This window comes from Telluria sp. AC161 (genome assembly GCF_979258535.1).
The window spans coordinates 3,332,411-3,354,260 of record NZ_OZ409861.1 but is presented as its reverse complement, the minus strand read 5'-3'; the positions used below and the strand labels follow the sequence as shown (position 1 = coordinate 3,354,260).

The following is a 21,850-nucleotide window of genomic DNA, read 5'->3' as shown; positions in this document are numbered from 1 at the left end:
CTAATGAACTTGGGTTCCCGCCTGCGCGGGAACGACGTACGGTACTGCCGATTGCTTACTGACGGCTGGTATCGACCTGCACCAGCGGCTCGTCGACCGGGACGATGACCGGCTTGCGGGCACGGCCAACGCGCACCGGCGTGGCTGCCTGCGCTGCTGCGGCCTGGGCGGCGCGCAGCTTCTCAGGATCGGTCGCGGCCAGTTGCAGGCCCGCTTCGGCCAGCATGTCGTCCAGCTTTGGCGCAGGGGTAGCAGCCACTGGCGCTGGCGCCGTGGTCACTTCCGCGGCTGCCACCGGTGCAGGTTCGACGGCCACCGCGGTCACAGGCTCGACCACTGGCGCAGGGGCGACTTCCACCACCGGCGCCGGCTCGACAGGCGCTGGTGCAGGAGCAGGAGTAGGAGCGGCCTCGGCCCCGACCGGTTCAGCAGCATGCTCAGCCGCCACCGACGCCGCCGTCGGGAACATGACCGGTTCGGTCGATGCCGGTGCCGATGCTGGTGCCGAAACTTCTGCCGCTACGCCCATCGATGCCGCCGTCGGGAAATTGACCGGCTCGACATTGGCAGGCGCTGCCTCGGTCGTCGTTGCCGCCATCGAGGCCGACGTCGGGAACATATTGCCCTCGACCGGCGCCGCTTGCGAGATCACCGGCGCAGCTGCTGGTGCCGGTGCTGCAGTTGCAGCTTGCGCCGCATCATCCTTGGCGGCGATCGATGCCGAGGTCGGGAACGGCCACGGCGCCTGGGCGCCGGACTGCGCCTGCTTGCCACGGGCGGCGCGGGCAGCTGCTGCCACCTTGGCCACTTCTTCGTCCGCTACCGGCGCGAACGCTGGTGCGTCTTCGTTGCCTTCGCCGCCTTCGCCTTCGATCTGGTCACGATCGCGACGGTTGCGGTTACGGCCACCGCGGCGACGACGACGGCGTGGCTCGTCGCCATCCATCTCGACTTCTTCGCCATCCGGGCCGATCGTGGTCACCGATTTGATGACTTGCTGCACGACTTCCTGGCTGCCTTCCGGACCGGTGGTGGTCACGGCAACGGTGGTGTTCGACACCACCTGGCTGACATTGATTTCATCGAGCTTGGCTTCGATGACCTGGGTGGTGCGCTCCGTACGCTCGGTGCGCTCGCGCGGCTGACGTGGCTGGCGCTCCTTGCGCTCGCCGCGTTCAGGACGCTCGGCGCGTTCCAGACGCTCTGCGCCTTCGGCACGTGGCGCGGCATCGGCCGGGTCGCGTGGTTCACGTGGCTCGCGGCCTTCGCGCGGTGGACGTGGCGGGCGCGGCGGGCGTGGTGGACGCGCTTCGGCGTCCGGGCCCTTGGCCAGCTCTTCGCCCGGTGCGGCGGTCTTGGCAACCGGCTCGCGCTCTTCGCGTTCACGGCCCGGCTTGCCAGCTGGACGGCCACCGGTGCGGCCATTCTTGGTGCGGTTGTTGCGGTCGCGCTCTGCCTGCGCAGGGGCGGCGACAGGCACTTCCACCAGCACGGCCGGTGCGGCGCCTTTTGGTTCTGGTTTGCCGAAGAAGAAGTTGCGCAGCTTGGCAAAGAAACCTTCTTCTTCCACCGGCGCAGGCACGGGCACCGCAACCGCAGGGGCGACAGCCGGCTTGACTGGCTTGGCCGCTTCGCTGCGGTCGACCAGCGGCGCAGGCTGGGCCGGGGTAATCGTCTTGACGACGGCTTCCTGGCGCGGCTTGGCTTCTTCTTTCTGGCGTTTCGCGTAAGCCATGTCGGTATCGGCCGACTCGGCCATCGCGTAGCTGGCGTGTGCGTCTTCGAGGCGCGGATCGTCGTGCTTGATGCGCTCGAGCTTGTAATGCGGCGTGTCCAGATGCTTGTTCGGGATCAGGATCACGGTGATGCGGTGGCGGTTCTCGATCTTGAGCACTTCGCCACGCTTCTCGTTCAGCAGGAAAGCAGCGACATCGACGGGCACCTGCACGTGGATGGCGGCCGAATTTTCCTTCATCGCCTCTTCCTGGATGATGCGCAGGACTTGCAGGGCCGACGATTCGGTATCGCGGATGTGGCCGGTGCCCGAGCAGCGTGGGCAGGTCACGTGGGAGCCTTCCGACAGCGACGGACGCAGGCGCTGGCGCGACAGTTCCATCAGGCCGAAGCGCGAAATCTTGCCCATCTGAACGCGGGCGCGGTCATGGTGCAGCGCGTCCTTCAGGCGCTGTTCGACTTCGCGCTGGTTCTTGGCCACTTCCATGTCGATGAAGTCGATCACGATCAGGCCGCCCAGATCGCGCAGGCGCAACTGGCGCGCCACTTCGTCGGCTGCTTCGCAGTTGGTGTTGAAGGCGGTCGTTTCGATGTCCGAGCCGCGCGTGGCGCGGGCCGAGTTGACGTCGATCGAGACCAGCGCTTCGGTGTGGTCGATCACGATGGCGCCGCCCGATGGCAGCGGCACGGTGCGCGCGTAGGCGGTTTCGATCTGGTGTTCGATCTGGAAACGCGAGAACAGCGGCACGTCGTCGCTGTAACGCTTCACGCGGTGCGCCATGTCGGGCATCACGTGGCTCATGAACTGCTGCGCCTGCTCATAGATTTCGTCGGTGTCGATCAGCACTTCGCCGATGTCCGGCTGGAAGTAATCGCGGATCGCGCGGATGACGAGCGACGATTCCTGGTAGATCAGGAACGCGCCGTTGGACGACTTGCCGGCGCCTTCGATCGCGCGCCACAGTTGCATCAGGTAATTCAGGTCCCACTGCAGTTCTTCGACGTTACGGCCAATACCGGCAGTGCGGGCGATGACCGACATGCCTTGCGGCAGGTCGAGCTTGTCCATCGTTTCGCGCAGTTCCTGGCGTTCTTCGCCTTCGACGCGGCGTGATACACCGCCGCCGCGCGGGTTGTTCGGCATCAGGACGAGGTAGCGGCCGGCCAGCGAGATGAACGAGGTCAGGGCAGCGCCCTTGTTGCCGCGTTCTTCTTTTTCGACCTGGACCATGATTTCCTGGCCTTCGCGCAGCGCTTCCTTGATGGAGCAATTGCGCACGTCGACACCTTCACGGAAATACGTGCGGGCGACTTCTTTGAAGGGGAGGAAACCGTGGCGGTCTTCGCCGTAGCTGACGAAGCAGGCTTCGAGGGAGGGTTCGATGCGGGTGATGACACCCTTGTAGATATTCGACTTGCGCTGTTCGCGACCGGCAGTCTCGATATCGATGTCGATCAGCTTCTGGCCATCGACAATAGCGACGCGCAGCTCTTCTTGCTGCGTCGCGTTAAACAACATGCGTTTCATTTTTAGTACTCCGTGACCCGGGGGCCGTGTGAAGGCCGCCCTCACGGGCGGCGCAGCTACAGGGATGTATGCGGGGACGGGTGACAGGAGGGGGTATGCCCGGGCGTGCGGTACAGCAAAGTAATTTCGCTGCCGCAACGGGGCGCTGTGGGGCCGAACGTCATTGTCTAAACACGCCGCAACTTTTGTTCGTTACCTGCCACCACATTGGGGTTGGCACAGCAACGAACAAGGGAGGGTGTGCCACAGCCAGCCGACCCTGGGCGCCAGCAACCGACCGGCCTGGAGGCGAAGAGACAGCCTTGCTCAAGCGGTGTGGATGCTGCAGCAGCGGGGTCAGCGAAAACGACAAGCGTTATCGACACCATCAACCGGCAAGCACTTTGTTAAGGATGCTTGCTGGTACTTATCCTTAAGAATCCTGACAATCCAATCCGGCATCATTGCGCGCAATCCGATTACAAATCGGTTGCAACCTTGATTGGCGCAAGGATGTGCGTACACGTTCTTTCCATCGAATTTGCACTTGGCGGGGCCGATGGGGCGTGCCCCAGTGTAAAATTTCATTTTAATTCTTACACCAGCAGAGGTTTGACCGCCGCCTGTCGATTATATATTCAAAATGAAGGACTTAGAGAGAATTTCTGGGAAGACAGACCGAATGGCAATGCAGAACGATAGTGTCCCCCCTTCATCCCCCGCAGCACTGCAAGCGCAGTTCGTGACAATCGACGAAGAAGAAGCCGGCCAGCGCATCGACAACTACTTGTTGCGTGTCTGTAAAGGCGTACCAAAGAGCCACATCTACCGCATCCTTCGCTCCGGCGAAGTCCGTGTCAACAAGGGCCGCATCGACCAGTTGTACCGCCTGGTTGCCGGCGACACCGTCCGCATTCCACCCATCCGCATCGCCGAAAAGTCGGCCGAACACGCCGCGCCGGGCGCGGAATTTGCGGTCGTTTATGAAGACGCGCATCTGCTGGTGATCGACAAGCCATGCGGCGTGGCCGTGCATGGCGGCTCCGGCGTGTCGTACGGCGTGATCGAGCAATTGCGCGCCGCGCGTCCGCAAGCGAAGTTTCTGGAGCTGGTGCACCGGCTCGACCGCGAAACCTCCGGCCTCTTGTTGATCGGCAAGAAACGCAGCGCACTGACGCACCTGCATGACCAGATGCGCGAAGGCACGACCGACAAGCGTTACTATGCAGCCGTGAAAGGCGACTGGGTCAACAAGCGCCAGCACATCCGCTTGCCGCTGCATAAATACACGAGCGCAGAGGGCGAGAAGCGCGTGCTGGTCCAGGCCGGTGGTCAGGAAGCGCACACGATTTTCAGTTTGTTAAAAAAATGGCACAATTTCGCCTTGCTCGAAGCCGAGCTCAAGACAGGGCGCACGCATCAGATCCGGGTTCACCTGGCCTCGTCGGGCTTTCCGATCCTGGGCGACGAAAAGTACGGTGACTTCGCGTTCAACAAGCAATTGCACAAGGCGACCGACAGCCGTGGCGCGCTCAAGCGCATGTTCCTGCATGCGCACCAGATCACGTTCACGCATCCGGATTCGGGCGAGCGCATGACCTTGCGCGCGCCGATGCCGGCCGAGTGCGAGCGCTTCCTGACCAGTCTGGGCGCCCCGGTGTAACACCGTCAGGCGCAGAGCAACCAATCGCGCAAGTACGACAGCGCACCAATAAAAAACAACAGGGGACCGGCGGCCTTGCCGCCACTAATTATGGCTAGAAAACAATTCGACCTGATCGTCTTCGATTGGGACGGCACCTTGATGGACAGTACCGCCGCCATCGTCAAGTGCATCCAGGCGGCGGCGCGTGACCTGGGCTTGCCGGTGCCAACCGACTCGTCGGCCGCGCACGTCATCGGCCTCGGCCTGGCCGAAGCGATGCAGGCAGTGATGCCCGATATCCAGCCGGCGCTGTATCCGCGCATGGTCGAGCGTTACCGGCACCATTTCCTGACCAAGGACCACCAGCTGGTGCTGTTCAAGGGCGTGCCCGAGATGCTCAATGCATTGTCGAATGAAGGCTATTTCCTGGCCGTGGCCACGGGCAAGAGCCGGGTCGGTCTGAACCGCGCGCTCAATGCGACCGGACTGCTGTCGATCTTTGATGCCACACGTTGCGCCGATGAGACATTCTCCAAGCCGCATCCGGCGATGCTGCAAGAGCTGACGCGCGAGCTCGGCCAGGATTTGCGGCGCACGGTGATGATCGGCGACACGACGCACGACCTCTTGATGGCCACCAATGCCGGCGCGGCCGGAATCGCGGTCGAGTTCGGCGCCCATCCGGTCAGCCAGCTTCAGGCCTGCCAGCCATTGTTCTCTGCCAGGAACATCCCCGAGCTGCATGACTGGCTGCTCGAGCACGCCTGAGGTCGGGCCCGCTGAGGCTTGAACGCGGGCCTACAGCAGGCCCACGGCGTACGGGTGGTCTTCCCAACCGTACGCGACGGCGCTGGCAAGATATACTGACTGCCGCACGAACAGCCCCGCGCGTGACGCGCGGGGACGGCGTTTCGTTGTCCACCTTCCGACTTTATGAGTGACCATACGAGCATTGACCAACCTGGCGACAGCCGGCTCGCGTCGAATCCGACGATGAGCAACTGGGAGCGCGACACGCTCGAGAAACTGGTATTTGCCACGGTCCAGGAGCGCCGCTCTGCGCGCCGCTGGAGCATCTTCTTCAAGCTCGGCTTCCTGATCGTGGCGCTGCTGGCCCTGTGGGCCTACTACGACTTCAACTTCGCCAGCGGCGACACCGAAAACCTCGGCCGCCACACGGCGCTGATCGAAATCAACGGCGAGATCGAAGCCGAAGGCAGCGGCGCTGCCGACACCGTGATCCCGTCGCTGAACAAGGCGTTCTCCGATCCCGGCTCGGCCGCCGTCGTGCTGCGCATCGACAGCCCGGGCGGCAGCCCGGTCCAGGCCGGCATCATCGTCGACGAAATCCAGCGCCTCAAACGGGGCTATCCCGACAAGCCGCTGTATGTCGTCGTCGACGAGATATGCGCCTCGGGCGGCTACTACATTGCCTCGGCGGCTGACCGCATCTACGTCAACAAGGCCTCGATCGTCGGCTCGGTCGGCGTGCTGATGGACAGTTTCGGCTTTACGGGCACGATGGAAAAGCTGGGGGTCGAGCGCCGTCTGCTGACGGCCGGCGAAAACAAGGGGTTTCTCGATCCGTTCAGCCCGCAATCGGAAAAGCACCGCGAACATGCCCAGGAGATGCTCAATGAGATCCACCAGCAATTCATCTCGGTGGTGCGCGCCGGGCGCGGCAAGCGCCTGAAAGAAACGCCCGAGACGTTCTCGGGCCTGTACTGGACCGGTGCACGCGCCATCGACATGGGCCTGGCCGATGCCTTTGGCACGGTCGACACCGTGGCGCGCGACATCGTCAAGGCCGAAGACATCGTCGATTACACGGCGCACGAAGGCTTGCCGGAACGGGTGCTGAAGAAATTTGGGGCGTCGGTGGGCGAGAGCGCCGTGCGGGCGGCGTATCATAGCGCCGTGCCCAAATTGCGCTGAGCATGTTGTCCTTGAAACCAGAGGATATGCGGCTATAGTGAAACGGTGGCCGACGCTGCGGTGGATCAGTCAAGCTGCTTGCCCATTGATCCCGGACGGTGAACGCTGGCGACCGCACCTCTGTGCGGTTTTCGAGAGAATTTTTATTCCTCGCGGTAAGACTGTCCCGGGCGCGTGCATGCGCGCAGCGGGAATGGAAACGACGGCCCAGGCCGTCGTTTTCTTTTTGTGGGTCCGATCTGGCGTGATCGTGGACGTAGGGTGGGCGGGTCTTCCCGCCTACGCGTTCAACGCACTTTCGCATACCATGGAGCACGCTTGGTTTGAACGCGTGGGCGGCGCAGCCGCCCACCCTACGTCTGCCGACCAGGCTGCCGTGTTTTTTTGGTGGACAGGGAGTGCGGCTGGCGCTGCCGTAACAGGCGTTGCAGGAATCAGGTCAGGCTGCAGCACTGGCGGCATCGTCATCGAGGCCGGTGCGGCGTGACGGGTGATGCAGTTCATTGTCATTGCAGTGGTCGGTCACGCTGTCATCCGCCTGGGGTGCGCCGGGCGACATGAGGCGCGGTGGGTGCCACATGGTGGGCTGGCGCAAAGGTGGCAAATCGTCATGCTGGGCAAAGCCGCCGAGTTCGAGCCAGCCCTGATGGTCGCCGCCGATGCGGGCAAACCACGCAGCGCGCAGCCGGAACTGTTCGTCGTGCGGCAACAGGCGGGCGCCGCTGCTCCAGCGCGACAATGCCATCAACGTGGGAAAAAGCGCCGCATGGGCTCGTGCAAGGCGCTGGCGCGCGCAGTGTACTTCATGCGGGGACAGCTTTTCGTAGCAAGGATCGAGATCATCGTTCACGTTCAGTCCTGTTCTCTGACGGAATTGCACCTTGATGTATGGCAAACAACCATCATGGTCGTTAAGCGGATTCCTAACATGTTGAAGTCTATCAATAAGAATTTCTGCAGACTTGACGCTGCTCAAATGAATCGCGGCATGCATGTTGACTAAAAAACATTGCTCTAATTGTCAGTCTGTCCGCGCCGGACCTGTTCTGGTAAAGTCTCGCCCCATGAGTAAATTGTCCCTAGACCGCATCCTGCAATCGCAGGGATTCGGCACCCGCAAGTACTGCCGCGCCCTGATCGAGGATGGCGACGTCACCATCAATGGCGAGGTTGCCGATAACTTCAAGGCCACCTTCGAAACCGACGGCCTGGTGCTGACCGTATTCGATGAGGAGTGGGCGTACCGCGAGCATGTCTATATCGCGCTGTACAAGCCGGCCAACTTCGAATGCTCGCGCAAGCCGAGCCACCATCCTGGCGTGCTGACTCTGTTGCCAGAGCAATTCACCTGGCGCGATGTGCAGCCGGTCGGCCGACTCGATCATGACACGACCGGTCTGCTCCTGATGTCGGACGACGGCCCGTTCATCCACGCGCAAAGCTCGCCCAAGCGCCACGTGCCGAAGGTGTACCACGCCACGACGGCCGAGCCCGTGACCGAGGAACTCGTCGCCAGGCTGCTCGCTGGCGTGCAGCTGCACGACGAGCCGGCGCCATTGAAGGCGGTGTCGTGCGTCAAACTGGACGAACGCACTATCGAGATCGTGCTGGAGCAGGGCAAATACCACCAGGTCAAGCGCATGCTGGCCGCTGCCGAGAATCACTGCAGCGCGCTGCACCGTGCCCAGATCGGCGGCTTGACGCTGGCCGCGCTGGGACTCGAAGAAGGCGAGTGGTGCTTCCTCGACCAGGCACAGCTGGATTTGCTCGTGCCCGGCTGACATACCACATCCGCATGCTGTTGTGGAAATTTCACAACGGAACATGCTTAACCACAATATTCGTGCGACATAGTCAGCCGATTTCCGCGACACTCCGTTCCGACGGCGTCCGGGCACCGGTTGTCGCACGAATGAATTTTCCAGAAAAATAACCATGTACGCATACCGACCGAGCCTCTCCCATTCCCTCGCCCTGATTCCATTGCTGCTGGCGCTGCCAGTCATGGCACAGAGCCAGCCGGCCACCCTGGCCGAATGCACCCCGATCCTCGACAGCGCCCAGCGCCTCGCCTGCTTCGACCGCGTTGCCAGCACCGGCAGCGCTGCTGCCGCGAGCACCGCATCGACCCCGGTCGTCGCACCGGCCGTGGCTGCCCAGAGCGCGTTCGACGCACCGCTGAACAGCGCCGTCGACCACACCGCCACCGTCGATCCAACCGTCCAGGCCGCCGCTGAATACACGCTGAGCAGCCATTGGGAACTCGATCCACGTGACAAGCGCGGCGCGTTCAAGTTCCGTCCGCACCACCCGAACTACCTGATCGCGACCCGCACCCACCGCCCGAACGAAGCGCCGTATGCGGACTTCCTGGCGACCGATCCGGATGCCGAAGGCTTGTCGAAGGCCGAACTGGAATTCCAGCTCAGCGTGAAGATGAAGCTGGTCGAAACCCTGTTCGAGCAACCGATCGACGTCTGGTTCGGCTACACCCAGAATTCGTTCTGGCAAGCAGCCAATCACAAGGCATCGAGCCCGTTCCGCGAAACCAATTACCAGCCGGAGATCATGGCTGTCATGCCACTGGACTTCGCCCTGGCCGGCATCAATGTGCGCTTCCTGAACCTGGGCTTCGTGCACCAGTCGAACGGCCAGTCGTCGAGCCTGTCGCGCAGCTGGAACCGCTACTACGCCCAGGTCGGCCTGGAACGTGGTCCGCTGACCATGACCGCCAAGCTCTGGAAGCGCGTCAATGAGTCGCTGGAAGACGACAACAACCCGGACATCACCGATTACATGGGTCGCTTCGAACTGGCCGGCAATTACCGCATGGGCAGTGGCCACGAAATCTCGGCCCTCGTGCGCCGTAACTTCAGTACCGACAAGGGTGCAGTGCAGGTCGGCTGGGCCTTCCCGCTCGTCGGCCCGATCAAGGGCTATGTCAATGCGTTCGCCGGCTATGGCCAGAGCATGATCGACTACAACTACTTCCAGCGCAGCCTGGGCGTCGGTGTCATCGTCAAGTATTGATCGTTTCACACCTGCCGTACCGTAGAATGGCGGGCTTGTTCCCACGAGCCCGCCCATGAAACTTGCCTCGCTCGACGACGGCACCCGCGACGGCCAACTGGCCGTGGTGTCGCGCGACCTGTCCACTGCCCACATTGCCGACGGCATCGCACCGAGTTTGCGCGCCGCACTCGATGACTGGGTTTTCATTGCCCCGCAACTCGATGCACTCTACCGTCAACTGAACGACGGCAAGGGCGACGCCAAAGCGCGCCGCGCATTCGACTTCGACCCCACCCGTTGCATGGCGCCATTGCCGCGCGCGAGTGCCCGCGTGTGCGGTACCACCTATCTGCAGCATCACGACCTGGAACAACGCGCACTTGGCAGCAGCTTGGCGGCCGCATGGCGCGACGCGCCGCAGCTGCGCCAGGCTGCAGCCGATGGGTTGCTCGGCCCCACACAGGATCTGGTGCTGGCGCGCGAAGAATGGGGCATCGACTTTGGCGCCGAGCTGGCCATCGTCAGCGGCGACCTGCGCCAGGGTGCGACGCCCGATGCGGCGCTGGGCCAGATCCGCCTGTTGTTGCTGGCCAATGACATCACGTTGCGCAACCTGGCGCCGGATGCATTTGCCGCGGGCTTCGGCCTGCAGGCCAAACCGGCTACCGCGTTTGCGCCAGTGGCCGTCACGCCGGACGAATTGGGCGACGCCTGGGCAGCCAGTAAGGCCGCGCTGCCGCTGCGCGTGCGCTTCAACGGCAACCCTGTCGGCACGCTCGAGGCGGGCGAGGACATGACGTTCAATTTTGCGCAGCTGTTGTCGGCGCTGGCAATGACGCGGCCGGTGACGGCCGGGACAATTCTTGGCTCGGGCGTCGTGTCGAACCGGGCGACCAGGCGCCACACGCCGGGCTACGCCAGCCTTGCCGAGGCGCGCTGGATCGAAATGGCCGCTGGCGGCGACGCGGTCACGCCGTTCATGCGCTTTGGCGATACCGTACGCATCGAGATGCTCGACGAGAAGGGCACATCGCTGTTCGGGGCGATCGAGCAGACGCTCAGGGCCGCGGGGACTTGACGCCGGGTTCGTCCCAGAAGCCATCATTATCTGGCACGCCACGCAGATCGACGCGCACTGGCCGGCTGATCCGGCGCAGCGCATCGGCGCGCACCAGCCGCCCATCCGGTTCATGCAGCCGGTACCAGAGAAACGCCACGCCGGACAAGGCCAGTTGCTCGCCCGTGAACAGATGATTGCGCTGCACGGCAAGGCCTTCGAGCCGCAGGTCGACATCGAGCACCAGTGCGCCGCCGCTGCGTTCGGCCTGGCCGAGATAGCGCGCCGTTGTGAACAATGGGCTCTTGTCGCTGGCCTCGCCCGCGCGCAGCGAGTCGATGAAGCTGTCGACCGCCTTGAGCTGCACCGTCGCAGCGGCCGCCACGGCGGCGAGCTCTTTCTTGCGCTCGCCTTTGGCGGCGGCGGCCAGGAGGTCGAGTGCATCGATGTGCTGCGCGAGCGTGGCGCGCTCCAGCCCCACCAGCCGCACCCGTTCCAGCAGCGCCGCATGGCGCGTGACGTCGAGTTCGCCCATATAACCGCCGCTCAGGCCAGCCAGGCGGGCAGGGCAGCTACGCGCCATGGCACTGGCAAACAGGGCGCGGGCGCCGTCGCCGTAGGCGGTGCCGGCCAGCGTGGTATCGGTCTTGAACAGGCTGGCGAGGTCGGCGCCGGCGCGCAGCATCATCGTCGGCGCCGTCAGCCAGGACAGCAGCAGGGTGCTGCGCCGGCGCGCGGCCGCTGGCGTGCTGGCCTCGATGTAGCGCTGCAGCGCGGCGTTGCGCGTGGCCAGTTCCTGCGCCTGGCGCACCAGCGCGGCGTCGACGATGCGCGCCACCACGATGCCCTGGCTGACAAGCGGGTCATACAGGATGACGATGCGCTCGGGCGGCAGAAGGCGGCAGACCCCGGCGGCCAGTTCGAGGGTCAGGTCGAACGCACGCGCCAGACCGGCGGCGCCGAAGCCGCGTGTATCGACGCTCCCGCCCAGCGCTTTGGTTTGCGCCAATGGCAGGCGCGCCAGCAATTCGGCGCGCTCGGCTTCGGCGATTGCCTGCCGGGCTTCGGCTTCCTGCAGCCGGGCCCGTGCTTCGAGCAGGTCGGCCGACGCAGAACTCTGGGCATTTGAATGCGCAGAATACAGGGAGCCCAGACATAACATGACGATCAAATAGAACGCTCGTGCGGTTGAATATCGACGCGTCATGATTCGCCCCAATTGGGTAATAAGAAATAAATCTATCTAAATATCACTAGAGAAAAGTGTAACAATTTGTGGAGAAATGGTAGGAGAAGTATCTGTACTATTGATTGTTGCAGCGCAACGTACCTAAAATCACCAAATAAATCGTTCACAATCAAGGGCTTGTACCGCACCGTTAATGATGCATGAAATTGCTTGAGAAACTCTGCAGCAACACGATTGGGGGAGAAATGACCCGAAATGCGATAGAATTGACGAGTTAACAAAGTGGTTCTATGAGTATTTATAACCTGCCATTAGCCGGCCTCGAAATCGGCTTCGCCACATCGCTGATCGTATCGCTCCTGCTCGTGCTCACCACACGCTGGCACGGCCGCTACTCGCTTGATGCAACGCGTGGCGTGCAGAAATTTCATATCACCCCAACCCCGCGTATCGGCGGCGCCGCCATCATGACCGGCCTCTGGCTGGCGCTGGGCGTCCTGCCGCAGGCGCAGCGCGATTTGCTGCTGCCGGTTCTGATTGCCTCGCTGCCAGCCTTTGTCTTTGGCCTGGCCGAAGACCTGACCCGCACTGTCTCCGTCCGCACCCGCCTGCTGGCCACGATCGGCAGTGGCGTGGTGTGCTGGTTCCTCACGGGCGTCACGCTGCAGCACACGGGCTTGCCACTGCTCGACGGCATGCTTGGCTGGCTGCCGTTCTCGGTGTTGTTCACCGCATTTGCCGTTGGCGGCGTGGCCAATGCCGTCAATATCATCGACGGTTTCAATGGCCTGGCCAGCGGCACGGTCGTCATCGGCCTGGGCACGCTGGGCCTGATCGCCATGGGCGCTGGCGACATTCATTTGGCGCAGCTGTGCTTCGTGATCTGCGCCGTGACGGCCGGCTTTTTCGTCGTCAATTTCCCGTTGGGCAAGCTGTTCCTTGGGGATGGCGGCGCCTACCTGCTTGGTTTCCTGCTGGCCTGGTTGTCCGTGATGCTGGTCTACCGCAATCCGTCGGTATCGGCCTGGGCGCCGCTGCTGGCCTGCGCCTACCCGGTTTTTGAGACGGTCTTCACGATCATGCGCCGCCTGTGGTGCCGTCGTCATCCGGGGCATCCGGACAGCTGGCACCTGCACAGTCTGGTCAAGACGGCAATCACGGCGCGCTACCTGCGCATGCTGCCCCCGCCACTGCGCAATGCCTTCGTCTCGCCGGTTTCGTGGGGCATCGCTCTGGTGCCGGCGGCGCTGGCCGTCAATTATGCGGGCGACCCAGCGGTGCTGGTGCAGGGGGCGCTGGCCAGTTTCGCGCTATATTTGAGCGTGTATGCACTGGTCGTTTCGGCCTGGCGTGCCCGTCGCCGCCACGGTCACGTACCCGTTGTTATGCCAGCCGTCATGCCGGTCGCTGCCGCGCCGCTGGCGCCAAAAGTGGCCACCGTCGCCGTCAAGCCCCTCATCACGACCAGCAGCAATGGCCAGGGCGCCACGTCCGGCCTGGTGGCTGCCCGCATCGCTGCCAATCCATCGGCCAACCAGCCTAGCGGCCTGGCGGATCACAGCCACAAGCAGGCAGCGCCGGTCCTCGCGCGCCGCCGCATGTAATCTCCCCGCAGTCTGTAGCAAGTCCTCCGCACGACGCCGCCCCTGAACTGGGGCCGGTTTCCACGTTTGTTCTCGATCTGTCCCCGCAGCAATTTCAGCGATAATCTCGCTCGCGCGTACCAAGGCGCGGCCGAGATATTCCAGAGCAATCGAGCGGGGGCACCATGTCGGATGATAGCGACGCAGAAAAGACCGAAGACGCATCGCCCAGAAAGATCGAGAAAGCGCGCGAAGAAGGCGACGTTCCCCGATCGCGCGAACTGGCGACGTTCACGGTCCTGATGACGGCCGGCGCCTGCCTGTGGGCGTTTGGCGGCATGCTCGTCGGCAGGCTGGCGACCTCGCTGAAGTCCGGCCTCACGCTCGACCGCGAGCAAATCTTCAATCCCAATATCCTGCTCGAACGCATTCTCAACGATATCGTCAGCGTCATGCTGGCCTGCCTGCCGATTGCCGGGGCCGTCATGCTGATCGCGCTGATCTCGCCGATGTTGATCGGCGGCTGGCTGTTTTCGGCGAAGGCATTCATGCCCAACTTCGGCAAGCTCAACCCGATCAAGGGGATCGGCAATATGTTCTCCAAGAACGCGCTGGTCGAGCTGCTCAAGGCCATCATCAAGACGATCGTCATTGGCGTGGTGGCCTGGATCGTCGTCAGCGGCCAGAAAGAGGCGATGCTGGGCCTGGCGGTCGAGCCGCTCAATGAAAGCAGCGCCCACGTCGGCGACATGATTGGCCGCTCGTTCCTGTTCATCACCGGCGCGCTGGGGGTGATTGCCCTCATCGATGGGCCGTATCAGTTGTGGCATTGGAAAGACAAACTGAAAATGACGCGCCAGGAAATGATCCAGGAATCGAAGGAATCGGACGGCAATCCTCAGATTAAGGGGAAGATTCGGCAGATGCAGCGCGAAATGGCCCGGGGCCGGATGATGCAAAATGTCCCTACTGCTGATGTGATCGTTACCAATCCGACGCATTATGCAGTCGCACTGAAGTACGCGGATGGCAAGGGAGCACCGCGGGTGGTGGCCAAGGGCGTCGATGACGTCGCGGCCAAGATCCGCGAAATGGGCGCCGAGAACAAGGTGCCCATGCTCGAAGCCCCGGCCCTGGCCCGCGCCCTGTTCAAGCACACCGAGATCGATGAAGAGATTCCGGAAAAGCTGTACTCGGCGGTGGCGGAAGTGCTGGCCTACGTGTACCAGCTGCGGGCTTACAAGAAAGGCGAGGGCGACTACCCGGATCGCCCGACCAGGTTGAAAGTACCTGCCGAGATGGACCCGCTGAACCCGGCCTCGCAACAGCGACCGGCACCCGATAATGGAGCAACTGAATGACCAACAGCATGAAACTGCCAGCCTGGATGAGCGGCCTTGGAGCACAAGGCGGCAAGGCGGCAGCCCCGATCCTGATCATCATGCTGTTGGCCATGATGATCTTGCCGTTGCCGGCGTTCGTGCTGGACGTGTTTTTCAGTTTCAATATCGCGCTGTCGATCATCGTGCTGCTGACCGCGCTGTACACGGTCAAGCCGCTCGACTTTCTGGCTTTCCCGGCCATCCTGCTGGTCTCGACGATGCTGCGCCTGGCGCTGAACGTTGCCTCGACCCGTATCGTGCTGACCGAAGGCCACACGGGCGGCGCCGCTGCCGGCAAGGTCATCGAGGCATTCGGCCACTTCCTGATCGGCGGTAACTACACCGTCGGTATCGTCGTCTTCGTCATCCTGACCATCATCAACTTCTCGGTCGTGACCAAGGGCGCGGGCCGTATCGCCGAAGTCGGCGCACGCTTTGCGCTGGACGCGATGCCGGGCAAGCAGATGGCCATTGATGCCGACCTGAACGCCGGCCTGATCGGTGAAGACGAAGCGCGCAAGCGCCGCCAGGAAGTCTCGCAAGAAGCCGAATTCTATGGCGCGATGGACGGTGCCTCGAAGTACGTGAAGGGCGATGCCGTCGCCGGTATCATGATTACCGTCATCAACATTATCGGCGGCCTGATCGTCGGCGTCGTGATGCACGACCTGGCCATTGGCGAAGCCACCAAGATCTACACGCTGCTGGCCATCGGTGACGGCCTGGTCGCCCAGATTCCATCGCTGATCATCTCGATCGCGGCCGGTATGGTCGTCTCGCGCGTGGCCAACGATGAAGATGTCAGCTCGCAGCTGACCACGCAACTGTTTGCCCGCCCTGAATCGCTGTACATCACGGCGGCCATCATCGGCGGCCTGGGCATGATCCCGGGCATGCCGAACTTCGTGTTCCTGCTGCTGGCCGGCTCGCTTGCTGCCGGTGGTTATTTCATCTCGAAGCGCAAGAAAGAAGCGCCGGCGCAGGCGGAAGCCGCCGCCGTGGCCGATGCCGCAGCCGCTGCCCGTACGGCCCCGGCCGAAAGCGAAGAAGCGACCTGGCAGGACGTGATGCCAGTCGACACGCTGGGTCTGGAAGTAGGCTACCGCCTGATTCCGCTGGTTGACAAGAACCAGGGCGGCGAGCTGCTCAAGCGCATCAAGGGTATCCGCAAGAAGTTCGCGCAAGAAGTGGGCTTTCTGGCGCCGCCAGTACACATCCGCGACAACCTGGAACTCAAGCCATCGGCCTACCGCATCACGCTCAAGGGCGTCGAAGTGGGCAGTGGCGAAGCCCTCAACGGCCAGTTTTTGGCGATCAACCCGGGCATGGCCAGCGGCACGCTGCCAGGCGTGGTCACCACCGACCCGGCCTTCGGCCTGCCGGCGACCTGGATCGAAGCGAGCCTGCGCGACGAAGCGCAAAGCATGGGCTACACGGTGGTCGATGCGGGCACCGTCGTCGCCACGCACCTGAACCACCTGATCACGCTGCACGCGTCGGAACTGCTGGGCCGTATGGAAGTGCAGGCACTGCTCGACCACTTGGGCAAAGAGACCCCGAAACTGGTCGAAGACCTGGTGCCGAAAGTCGTCTCGCTGTCGACGCTCCAGAAAGTGCTGCAGAACCTGCTGGTCGAAGGCGTGCACATCCGCGACATGCGCTCGATCATCGAAGCGCTGTCGGAGCACGCTGGCATGACGCAGGACCCGGCCGAACTGACCGCCGTGGTGCGCGTGTCGCTGGGCCGTGCGATCGTCCAGCAATTGTTCCCGGGCGAGAACGAGCTGTCGGTGATGACGCTGGACAATCGCCTCGAGCGCCTGTTGATGCAGGCGATGGGCGCCGGCGGCGACGGTACCGGCATCGAGCCGGGCCTGGCCGACACGATCGCCCAGCAGGCTGCGCACGCCGCCAACCAGCAAGAGCAGATGGGCCTGTCGCCCGTGCTCTTGGTGCCGGCGCCGCTGCGCGTGCTGCTGTCGCGCTTTTTGCGCCGCGCCGTGCCTGCGCTCAAGGTGCTGTCGCACGCCGAAGTGCCCGAGACCAAGACGATTCGCGTGACGAGTCTCGTGGGTGTGCCGATGTAACAGGGATGGGGCAGCGCAGGCGCTGCCCCCGTGCTCATCATGCCGGAGCAGGGCGATGGACTTGACGCCAGACCAGCCAGCCAAGCGTCGTGACCGTCAGAATCGCGCCCAAGGCCAGCCCCAGGGCGACGAGTATTTCAAGATCGGCCAGCTCTTCGCCATCCCTTGAGCCGTACAGGTTGATCAGCCATATTGCCCACGCTTCCGGGAACGGTGGGAAAAGGTCGTGATGGATAATCAGAAAACGGGCGAGCACAACGGTGCCAGCAAGGACCCAGATGATCAGAGACAGTCGTATCAGTGCTCTCTTCATTGGACAGTTACTCGGCCATAAGCGTGCAATGAGGTGCCACAACCGATGACGCTGCCACAGCGGCGTGCCATGGCGTCTAGCCAATCACGATCTGCTCTTCGATCGGCCCCAGGTCGGTGATGGTCACCATCACATGCAAGGGGCTGTTCCAGTCGACATGCAGATGAAACTCGACACCACCGACGTTGCCTTCGGGATCATGCGGCCCGATATTGGTGACATACACATTGGCTTCGCCCAGCAGAGGGCGGCCGGGTGGTGAATCGAACGGGTCGGCCGTCGGCCGCCATTCGGCCGCTGTAATCAGTACGGCGGAGCGTTCGGTGAGGCCGTCCCAGCCGAAATTCTGGCGTACACGGCCCTTTATGTTTCGGTAGATCAGCCGGATCGAGCGTGCCATGAGAGTCTCCTGATGAGTGGAACTGGCACGCCAGCCGTGCCAGTCACGGTTCGACCCGGCCGGCATCGGCAAGATCGGCACGTGCACACCACCTTTTTGCGCCGACGCAAACCCGGGCAGCACCCGCACCTACCTGCCAAATTTCAAGAAACCAGTATCACTTTTTCTGATTGTGGGGAAATAGGCCCTTTTCCCCGTCCTTCTCGGTTGATCGTTTCCACACGGCATCGACAATAATGATTCCTATCGATGGGCATGTGCCCGTCATGCAGAACATAGATTGAAGTGCGGAGAACCACGATGAAAGTGAAGAAATTTACAGCGGCAACTTCCCGGGATGCCTTGCGCAAGGTGCGCGAAGCCCTGGGTCCGGATGCCGTCATCCTGTCCAACCGTCCGGTCGACGGCGCCGTCGAAATCCTGGCACTCGATAACGACGATGTCGCCTCGCTGTCCGCGCCTGTCGCCGATTCCGAGATGGCCCAGCCGAAGCCGCAGCTGCAGCACTTTGACGAACTCGCACCAGCCGCGCCGCGTGCCACGCCGGCCCGCCGCTACCAGGATGCCGGCCCGGTGATGAACGCACCGGTCGCGCCTGCCTATGTCGCACCTGTCGCCCCACTGGCCCCGGTCGAGCCGGCCGCAACCTACGCCGAACGCCGCGCCCCCGCGCCTGAACCGACGATCGACATGGCCGCCATGACCGCCATGATGAGCGCCGCCATCACCCAGGCCAAGGAATCGGCGACCTCGGAAGTGAGCAACATGATGAGCGAAATCCGCGCCATGCGCGGCCTGATGGAAACCCAGCTGGCCGAACTGTCGTGGGGCTCGACCGCCCAGCGCGAACCGCACAAGGCGACCGTCCTGCGTGAAATGCTCGCTGCCGGTTTCTCTGCCACGCTGGCACGTTACATCATCGAAAAAATGCCGGCCATGAACGATGCGGCGCAAGCGATGCGCTGGGTGAAGACCGTGCTGGCGCGCAACCTGGCAACCATCGGCAACGAAGACGCGATGCTGTCCGAAGGTGGCGTGTTCGCTCTGGTCGGCCCGACCGGCGTGGGCAAGACCACCACCACGGCCAAGCTGGCCGCGCGCTGCGTGATGCGCCACGGCCCGGACAAGCTGGCACTGATCACCACCGATGCCTACCGTATCGGCGGTCACGAACAACTGCGCATCTACGGCAAGATCCTCGGCGTCATGGTGCACTCGGTGAAGGACGAGGCCGACCTGCGCATCGCCCTGAAGGAACTGCGCAACAAGCACACGGTGCTGATCGACACCATCGGCATGTCGCAGCGCGACCACATGGTGGCCGAGCAGGTCGCGATGCTGTCGGGCTCGGGCGCTGAAGTGAAACGCCTGCTGTGCCTGAACTCGACGTCGACCAACGAGACGCTCAACGAAGTCGTCCGTGCCTACCAGGGCAGCGGCCTGCACGGCGCGATCATGACCAAGATGGACGAGGCTGCCTCGACCGGCGGCGTGCTCGACATCGTGATCCGCCAGAAGCTCAAACTGCATTACGTCTCGAACGGCCAGCGCGTGCCGGAAGACCTGCACGTGGCCGACAGCGCGATGCTGATCGACCGCGCGTTCCGCAACCGCGGCACCGCCCCGGCGGACGCCGACCTGCCGATGCTGATGGCAGCCACCGCGCAAGCCAGCCGCCGCGAGGTGTCGCATGGCTAGTTTTGACTTCGACCAGGCCGAAGGCCTGCGCCGCATGCTGCAAGGCCCGCGTCCGCGCGTGGTCACATTTCTCTCGGCCACGCCGGAAGACGACAAGGGCGCGATGCTGGTGAACCTGGGCGCCTCGCTGGCCCAGGCCGGTAACGAAGTGCTGATCGTCGACGCCTGCAACGTCGAGTACGGTGTCGCCCGCCGTTTGGGCCTGAACCGCGGTGCCTCGCTGCTGCAGGTCGCGCGCCAGGAAAGCGCGCTGAATCAGGTGATCCATCCGGCCCCGCAAGGCTTCTCGGTGGTGCCGATGGGCACGCCCGAATCGACCGACGATGTGCGGCGCCTGGGCAAGACGTTCGACGTGCTGGCCACGCAGGCCGCCATCGTGATCGTCGATGGCGAACTGGGCCCGGACGGCGAGTTCCCGGTGCCCCTGATGTCGAGTTCGGAGATCGTCATCCAGGTGTCGACCAGCGCGGCCTCGATCACCAATGCCTACTCGCTCATCAAGCGCCTGACGCAGGAACTGGGCCGCCGGCCATTCGGCATCCTGGTGACCGGCGCGACTGAGGGGGAGGCCAAGGTGGTATACGATAATATGTCATTGGCAGCAACACGTTATCTGGCCGTCAAGCTCAGTTTCATGGGCGCCGTGCCGGCCGACGAATACCTGCACCGCGCCGCGCGTCTGGGTCGGGCCGTGGTCGATGCCTTCCCGCTGGCCGGCGCATCGGTTGCGTTTCGCCAGCTGGCCGGCAAGTTCGCACTGCCTGCAATGCCGCAGTTCGGCCGCCAGGGCAGCGCGTCCATCGGTTCCTGACACAGTCGCCATCGACATATAAAGAAAAAGACATACGCCAGCATGTATACGGTCAAAGGGAAAGCGGACAAGAATTCTTTGCTGACGGAGCATATGCCGTTGGTAAAGCGTCTTGCCCACCACATGAAGGCGAAGTTGCCGCCTTCGGTGGAGGTCGATGACCTGATCCAGGCCGGCATGATTGGGTTGCTCGACGCGATCAACCGCTACGAAGACGACCACGGCGCCCAGTTCGAGACCTACGCCGTGCTGCGCATCCGCGGCGCGATGCTCGACGAGCTGCGTTCGAGCGACTGGATGCCGCGCAGCACGCGCCAGAACATGCGCAAGGTCGAGGGCGCGATGCAATCGCTGCAGCAGCGCCTGGGCCGCCCGCCGAGCGAATCCGAAGTGGCCGCGTCGCTCAAGATCTCGCTCGACGAGTACCAGGACATGCTGGCCGATTCGGGCGGCCACCAGCTGCTGTATTACGAAGACTTTCATGCCGACGAAGGCAGCGACAATTTCCTCGACCGCTATGCCGTGGACGATGCCGATCCGCTGCGCAGCCTGATGGAAACCGATTTCCGTCAGGCCGTCATCGACGCAATCGACAAGCTGCCGCCGCGCGAAAAACTCCTGATGGGCTTGTACTACGAAGAAGAACTGAACCTGAAGGAAATCGGCGCCGTGATGGGCGTGAGTGAATCGCGGGTGTCGCAGCTGCACACCCAGGCCGTCGCACGTTTGCGCACCACCTTACGGGAGCAATTATGGACTGGGCCAGCGTAATCGGCCTGGTGCTGGCAATCGCCGGCATCTTTCTGGGTTACACCCTCGACGGCGGCAAGTTCTCGTCGTTGATCCAGCCTGCCGCATTTGCCATCGTGGTGGTCGGCACCTTCGGCGCCGTGCTGCTGCAAAGCGAGACCCGTACCTTCTTGCGCGGCATCGCCATGCTGCGCTGGGTGTTTGTGCCACCGAAAAACGGCCGCCAGAAACTGTCGCGCGAAATCGCACTGTGGAGCCTGACGGCGCGCCGCGATGGCTTGCTGTCGCTCGAACAATTCATGAGCAAGGCCGACCCGTTCATCGCCAAGGGCTTGCGCCTGGTGGTCGACGGCATCGCGCCCGAGAAGGTGCGCAGCCTGCTCGAACACGAAATCAACGGCTATGAATTTGCCCAGCGCCAGGCGGCGCGCATCTGGGAATCGGCCGCCGGCTATTCGCCGACAATCGGCATCCTGGGCGCCGTGCTGGGCCTGATCCATGTGATGGAAAACCTGTCCGATCCGGCCCGCCTGGGCTCCGGCATCGCAGTGGCGTTCGTCTCGACCGTGTATGGCGTGGGCATGGCCAACCTGTTCTTCTACCCGGTGGGCAACAAGCTCAAGGCCATCGTCAGCGACAAGGTGTCGCAGTACGAGATCCTGGCTGAAGTGTTCTCCGACCTGGCCAGCGGCGACCACGGCCGCGTCATCGACGAACGCGTTGCCAGCCTGCTCACGCACCACTAGG

18 protein-coding genes are annotated in these 21,850 nt (G+C 63.2%); 13 read left to right on the top strand and 5 right to left on the bottom strand.

Translation table 11 applies throughout. The features are described 5' to 3' along the window. Window positions 1–55 precede the first annotated feature (55 nt). Window positions 56–3,262 (bottom strand): Rne/Rng family ribonuclease, encoded by a 3,207-nt coding sequence (locus ACZ0AJ_RS15005; protein ID WP_499455281.1) that lies wholly within the window; start codon window positions 3,260–3,262, stop codon window positions 56–58. Window positions 3,263–3,923: 661 nt separating this feature from the next. On the opposite strand from ACZ0AJ_RS15005, the gene ACZ0AJ_RS15000 reads away from it, so the two are divergent. From ACZ0AJ_RS15000 to ACZ0AJ_RS14990, 3 genes are all read left to right on the top strand, one after another. Beyond that, complete coding sequence (locus ACZ0AJ_RS15000; protein ID WP_258835383.1) at window positions 3,924–4,904, top strand: RluA family pseudouridine synthase; 981 nt, start codon at window positions 3,924–3,926, stop codon at window positions 4,902–4,904. Between the two features lie 90 nt (window positions 4,905–4,994). Then, entirely contained in the window at window positions 4,995–5,654 is a 660-nt protein-coding gene (locus ACZ0AJ_RS14995; RefSeq protein ID WP_499455280.1) for an HAD-IA family hydrolase, read from the top strand. A 165-nt stretch (window positions 5,655–5,819) separates the two neighbouring features. Then, complete coding sequence (locus ACZ0AJ_RS14990) at window positions 5,820–6,821, top strand: S49 family peptidase (protein ID WP_499455279.1); 1,002 nt, start codon at window positions 5,820–5,822, stop codon at window positions 6,819–6,821. 439 nt (window positions 6,822–7,260) lie between these two features. Here the strand turns inward: ACZ0AJ_RS14990 and ACZ0AJ_RS14985 are convergent, their stop codons facing one another. Continuing rightward, a complete protein-coding gene (locus tag ACZ0AJ_RS14985) occupies window positions 7,261–7,671 on the bottom strand; it encodes a hypothetical protein (protein ID WP_499455278.1) in 411 nt (136 codons plus the stop codon). 214 nt (window positions 7,672–7,885) lie between these two features. On the opposite strand from ACZ0AJ_RS14985, the gene ACZ0AJ_RS14980 reads away from it, so the two are divergent. The 3 genes from ACZ0AJ_RS14980 (at window position 7,886) to ACZ0AJ_RS14970 (ending at window position 10,911) form a co-directional block, all read left to right on the top strand. Then, window positions 7,886–8,602, top strand: a complete 717-nt coding sequence (locus ACZ0AJ_RS14980) for a pseudouridine synthase (RefSeq protein WP_499455277.1) — start codon at window positions 7,886–7,888, stop codon at window positions 8,600–8,602. Between the two features lie 154 nt (window positions 8,603–8,756). After that, a complete protein-coding gene (locus ACZ0AJ_RS14975; protein WP_258835378.1) occupies window positions 8,757–9,851 on the top strand; it encodes a phospholipase A in 1,095 nt (364 codons plus the stop codon). Between the two features lie 55 nt (window positions 9,852–9,906). Continuing rightward, entirely contained in the window at window positions 9,907–10,911 is a 1,005-nt protein-coding gene (locus ACZ0AJ_RS14970; RefSeq protein ID WP_499455276.1) for a fumarylacetoacetate hydrolase family protein, read from the top strand. Here the strand turns inward: ACZ0AJ_RS14970 and ACZ0AJ_RS14965 are convergent. Beyond that, window positions 10,892–12,052, bottom strand: coding sequence for a hypothetical protein (locus tag ACZ0AJ_RS14965; protein ID WP_499456798.1), 1,161 nt, complete (start codon window positions 12,050–12,052; stop codon window positions 10,892–10,894). The genes ACZ0AJ_RS14970 and ACZ0AJ_RS14965 overlap by 20 nt on opposite strands. Window positions 12,053–12,369: 317 nt before the next feature. Here ACZ0AJ_RS14965 and ACZ0AJ_RS14960 point away from each other — a divergent pair, with 317 nt between their 5' ends. The 3 genes from ACZ0AJ_RS14960 (at window position 12,370) to flhA (ending at window position 17,131) form a co-directional block, all read left to right on the top strand. After that, window positions 12,370–13,683, top strand: coding sequence for an MraY family glycosyltransferase (locus ACZ0AJ_RS14960; protein WP_499455275.1), 1,314 nt, complete (start codon window positions 12,370–12,372; stop codon window positions 13,681–13,683). Between the two features lie 164 nt (window positions 13,684–13,847). Beyond that, window positions 13,848–15,023 (top strand): flagellar biosynthesis protein FlhB, encoded by a 1,176-nt coding sequence (gene flhB, locus ACZ0AJ_RS14955; protein WP_183555777.1) that lies wholly within the window; start codon window positions 13,848–13,850, stop codon window positions 15,021–15,023. Next, window positions 15,020–17,131, top strand: coding sequence for a flagellar biosynthesis protein FlhA (gene flhA / locus ACZ0AJ_RS14950; protein WP_183555776.1), 2,112 nt, complete (start codon window positions 15,020–15,022; stop codon window positions 17,129–17,131). Before flhB ends, flhA begins: the two co-directional genes overlap by 4 nt. A gap of 37 nt (window positions 17,132–17,168) precedes the next feature. Here flhA and ACZ0AJ_RS14945 read toward each other — a convergent pair whose 3' ends face one another. Both ACZ0AJ_RS14945 and ACZ0AJ_RS14940 read right to left on the bottom strand, forming a co-directional pair. Further along, window positions 17,169–17,444: a hypothetical protein gene (locus ACZ0AJ_RS14945; RefSeq protein ID WP_499455274.1), complete on the bottom strand. Its 276-nt coding sequence runs from the start codon at window positions 17,442–17,444 to the stop codon at window positions 17,169–17,171. A 76-nt stretch (window positions 17,445–17,520) separates the two neighbouring features. Continuing rightward, complete coding sequence (locus ACZ0AJ_RS14940; RefSeq protein WP_183555775.1) at window positions 17,521–17,844, bottom strand: hypothetical protein; 324 nt, start codon at window positions 17,842–17,844, stop codon at window positions 17,521–17,523. A 300-nt stretch (window positions 17,845–18,144) separates the two neighbouring features. Between ACZ0AJ_RS14940 and flhF the strand changes: the two genes are divergently transcribed. The 4 genes from flhF to ACZ0AJ_RS14920 are packed head-to-tail and all read left to right on the top strand — an operon-like array spanning window position 18,145 to window position 21,849. Continuing rightward, window positions 18,145–19,542, top strand: coding sequence for a flagellar biosynthesis GTPase FlhF (gene flhF, locus ACZ0AJ_RS14935; RefSeq protein WP_499455273.1), 1,398 nt, complete (start codon window positions 18,145–18,147; stop codon window positions 19,540–19,542). Then, complete coding sequence (locus ACZ0AJ_RS14930; RefSeq protein WP_183555773.1) at window positions 19,535–20,353, top strand: MinD/ParA family ATP-binding protein; 819 nt, start codon at window positions 19,535–19,537, stop codon at window positions 20,351–20,353. Before flhF ends, ACZ0AJ_RS14930 begins: the two co-directional genes overlap by 8 nt. Before the next feature lie 42 nt (window positions 20,354–20,395). Then, complete coding sequence (locus tag ACZ0AJ_RS14925) at window positions 20,396–21,124, top strand: RNA polymerase sigma factor FliA (RefSeq protein ID WP_183555772.1); 729 nt, start codon at window positions 20,396–20,398, stop codon at window positions 21,122–21,124. Beyond that, window positions 21,106–21,849 carry a flagellar motor protein gene (locus tag ACZ0AJ_RS14920; protein ID WP_499455272.1) on the top strand — a complete coding sequence of 248 codons (744 nt, stop codon included), beginning with the start codon at window positions 21,106–21,108 and terminating at the stop codon, window positions 21,847–21,849. Before ACZ0AJ_RS14925 ends, ACZ0AJ_RS14920 begins: the two co-directional genes overlap by 19 nt. Window position 21,850 lies beyond the last annotated feature (1 nt).

What these genes read in the sequence shown, in the direction of transcription:
- flhA (WP_183555776.1), top strand. Translation starts at nt 15,020, where the DNA reads ATGACCAACAGCATGAAACTGCCAGCCTGGATGAGCGGCCTTGGAGCA.
- ACZ0AJ_RS14995 (WP_499455280.1), top strand. Translation starts at nt 4,995, where the DNA reads ATGGCTAGAAAACAATTCGACCTGATCGTCTTCGATTGGGACGGCACC.
- ACZ0AJ_RS14990 (WP_499455279.1), top strand. Translation starts at nt 5,820, where the DNA reads ATGAGTGACCATACGAGCATTGACCAACCTGGCGACAGCCGGCTCGCG.
- ACZ0AJ_RS14975 (WP_258835378.1), top strand. Translation starts at nt 8,757, where the DNA reads ATGTACGCATACCGACCGAGCCTCTCCCATTCCCTCGCCCTGATTCCA.
- ACZ0AJ_RS14980 (WP_499455277.1), top strand. Translation starts at nt 7,886, where the DNA reads ATGAGTAAATTGTCCCTAGACCGCATCCTGCAATCGCAGGGATTCGGC.
- ACZ0AJ_RS14920 (WP_499455272.1), top strand. Translation starts at nt 21,106, where the DNA reads ATGGACTGGGCCAGCGTAATCGGCCTGGTGCTGGCAATCGCCGGCATC.
- flhF (WP_499455273.1), top strand. Translation starts at nt 18,145, where the DNA reads ATGAAAGTGAAGAAATTTACAGCGGCAACTTCCCGGGATGCCTTGCGC.
- ACZ0AJ_RS15000 (WP_258835383.1), top strand. Translation starts at nt 3,924, where the DNA reads ATGGCAATGCAGAACGATAGTGTCCCCCCTTCATCCCCCGCAGCACTG.
- ACZ0AJ_RS14960 (WP_499455275.1), top strand. Translation starts at nt 12,370, where the DNA reads ATGAGTATTTATAACCTGCCATTAGCCGGCCTCGAAATCGGCTTCGCC.
- ACZ0AJ_RS14930 (WP_183555773.1), top strand. Translation starts at nt 19,535, where the DNA reads ATGGCTAGTTTTGACTTCGACCAGGCCGAAGGCCTGCGCCGCATGCTG.
- flhB (WP_183555777.1), top strand. Translation starts at nt 13,848, where the DNA reads ATGTCGGATGATAGCGACGCAGAAAAGACCGAAGACGCATCGCCCAGA.
- ACZ0AJ_RS14945 (WP_499455274.1), bottom strand. Translation starts at nt 17,444, where the DNA reads ATGAAGAGAGCACTGATACGACTGTCTCTGATCATCTGGGTCCTTGCT.
- ACZ0AJ_RS14965 (WP_499456798.1), bottom strand. Translation starts at nt 12,052, where the DNA reads ATGTTATGTCTGGGCTCCCTGTATTCTGCGCATTCAAATGCCCAGAGT.
- ACZ0AJ_RS15005 (WP_499455281.1), bottom strand. Translation starts at nt 3,262, where the DNA reads ATGAAACGCATGTTGTTTAACGCGACGCAGCAAGAAGAGCTGCGCGTC.
- ACZ0AJ_RS14970 (WP_499455276.1), top strand. Translation starts at nt 9,907, where the DNA reads ATGAAACTTGCCTCGCTCGACGACGGCACCCGCGACGGCCAACTGGCC.
- ACZ0AJ_RS14925 (WP_183555772.1), top strand. Translation starts at nt 20,396, where the DNA reads ATGTATACGGTCAAAGGGAAAGCGGACAAGAATTCTTTGCTGACGGAG.
- ACZ0AJ_RS14940 (WP_183555775.1), bottom strand. Translation starts at nt 17,844, where the DNA reads ATGGCACGCTCGATCCGGCTGATCTACCGAAACATAAAGGGCCGTGTA.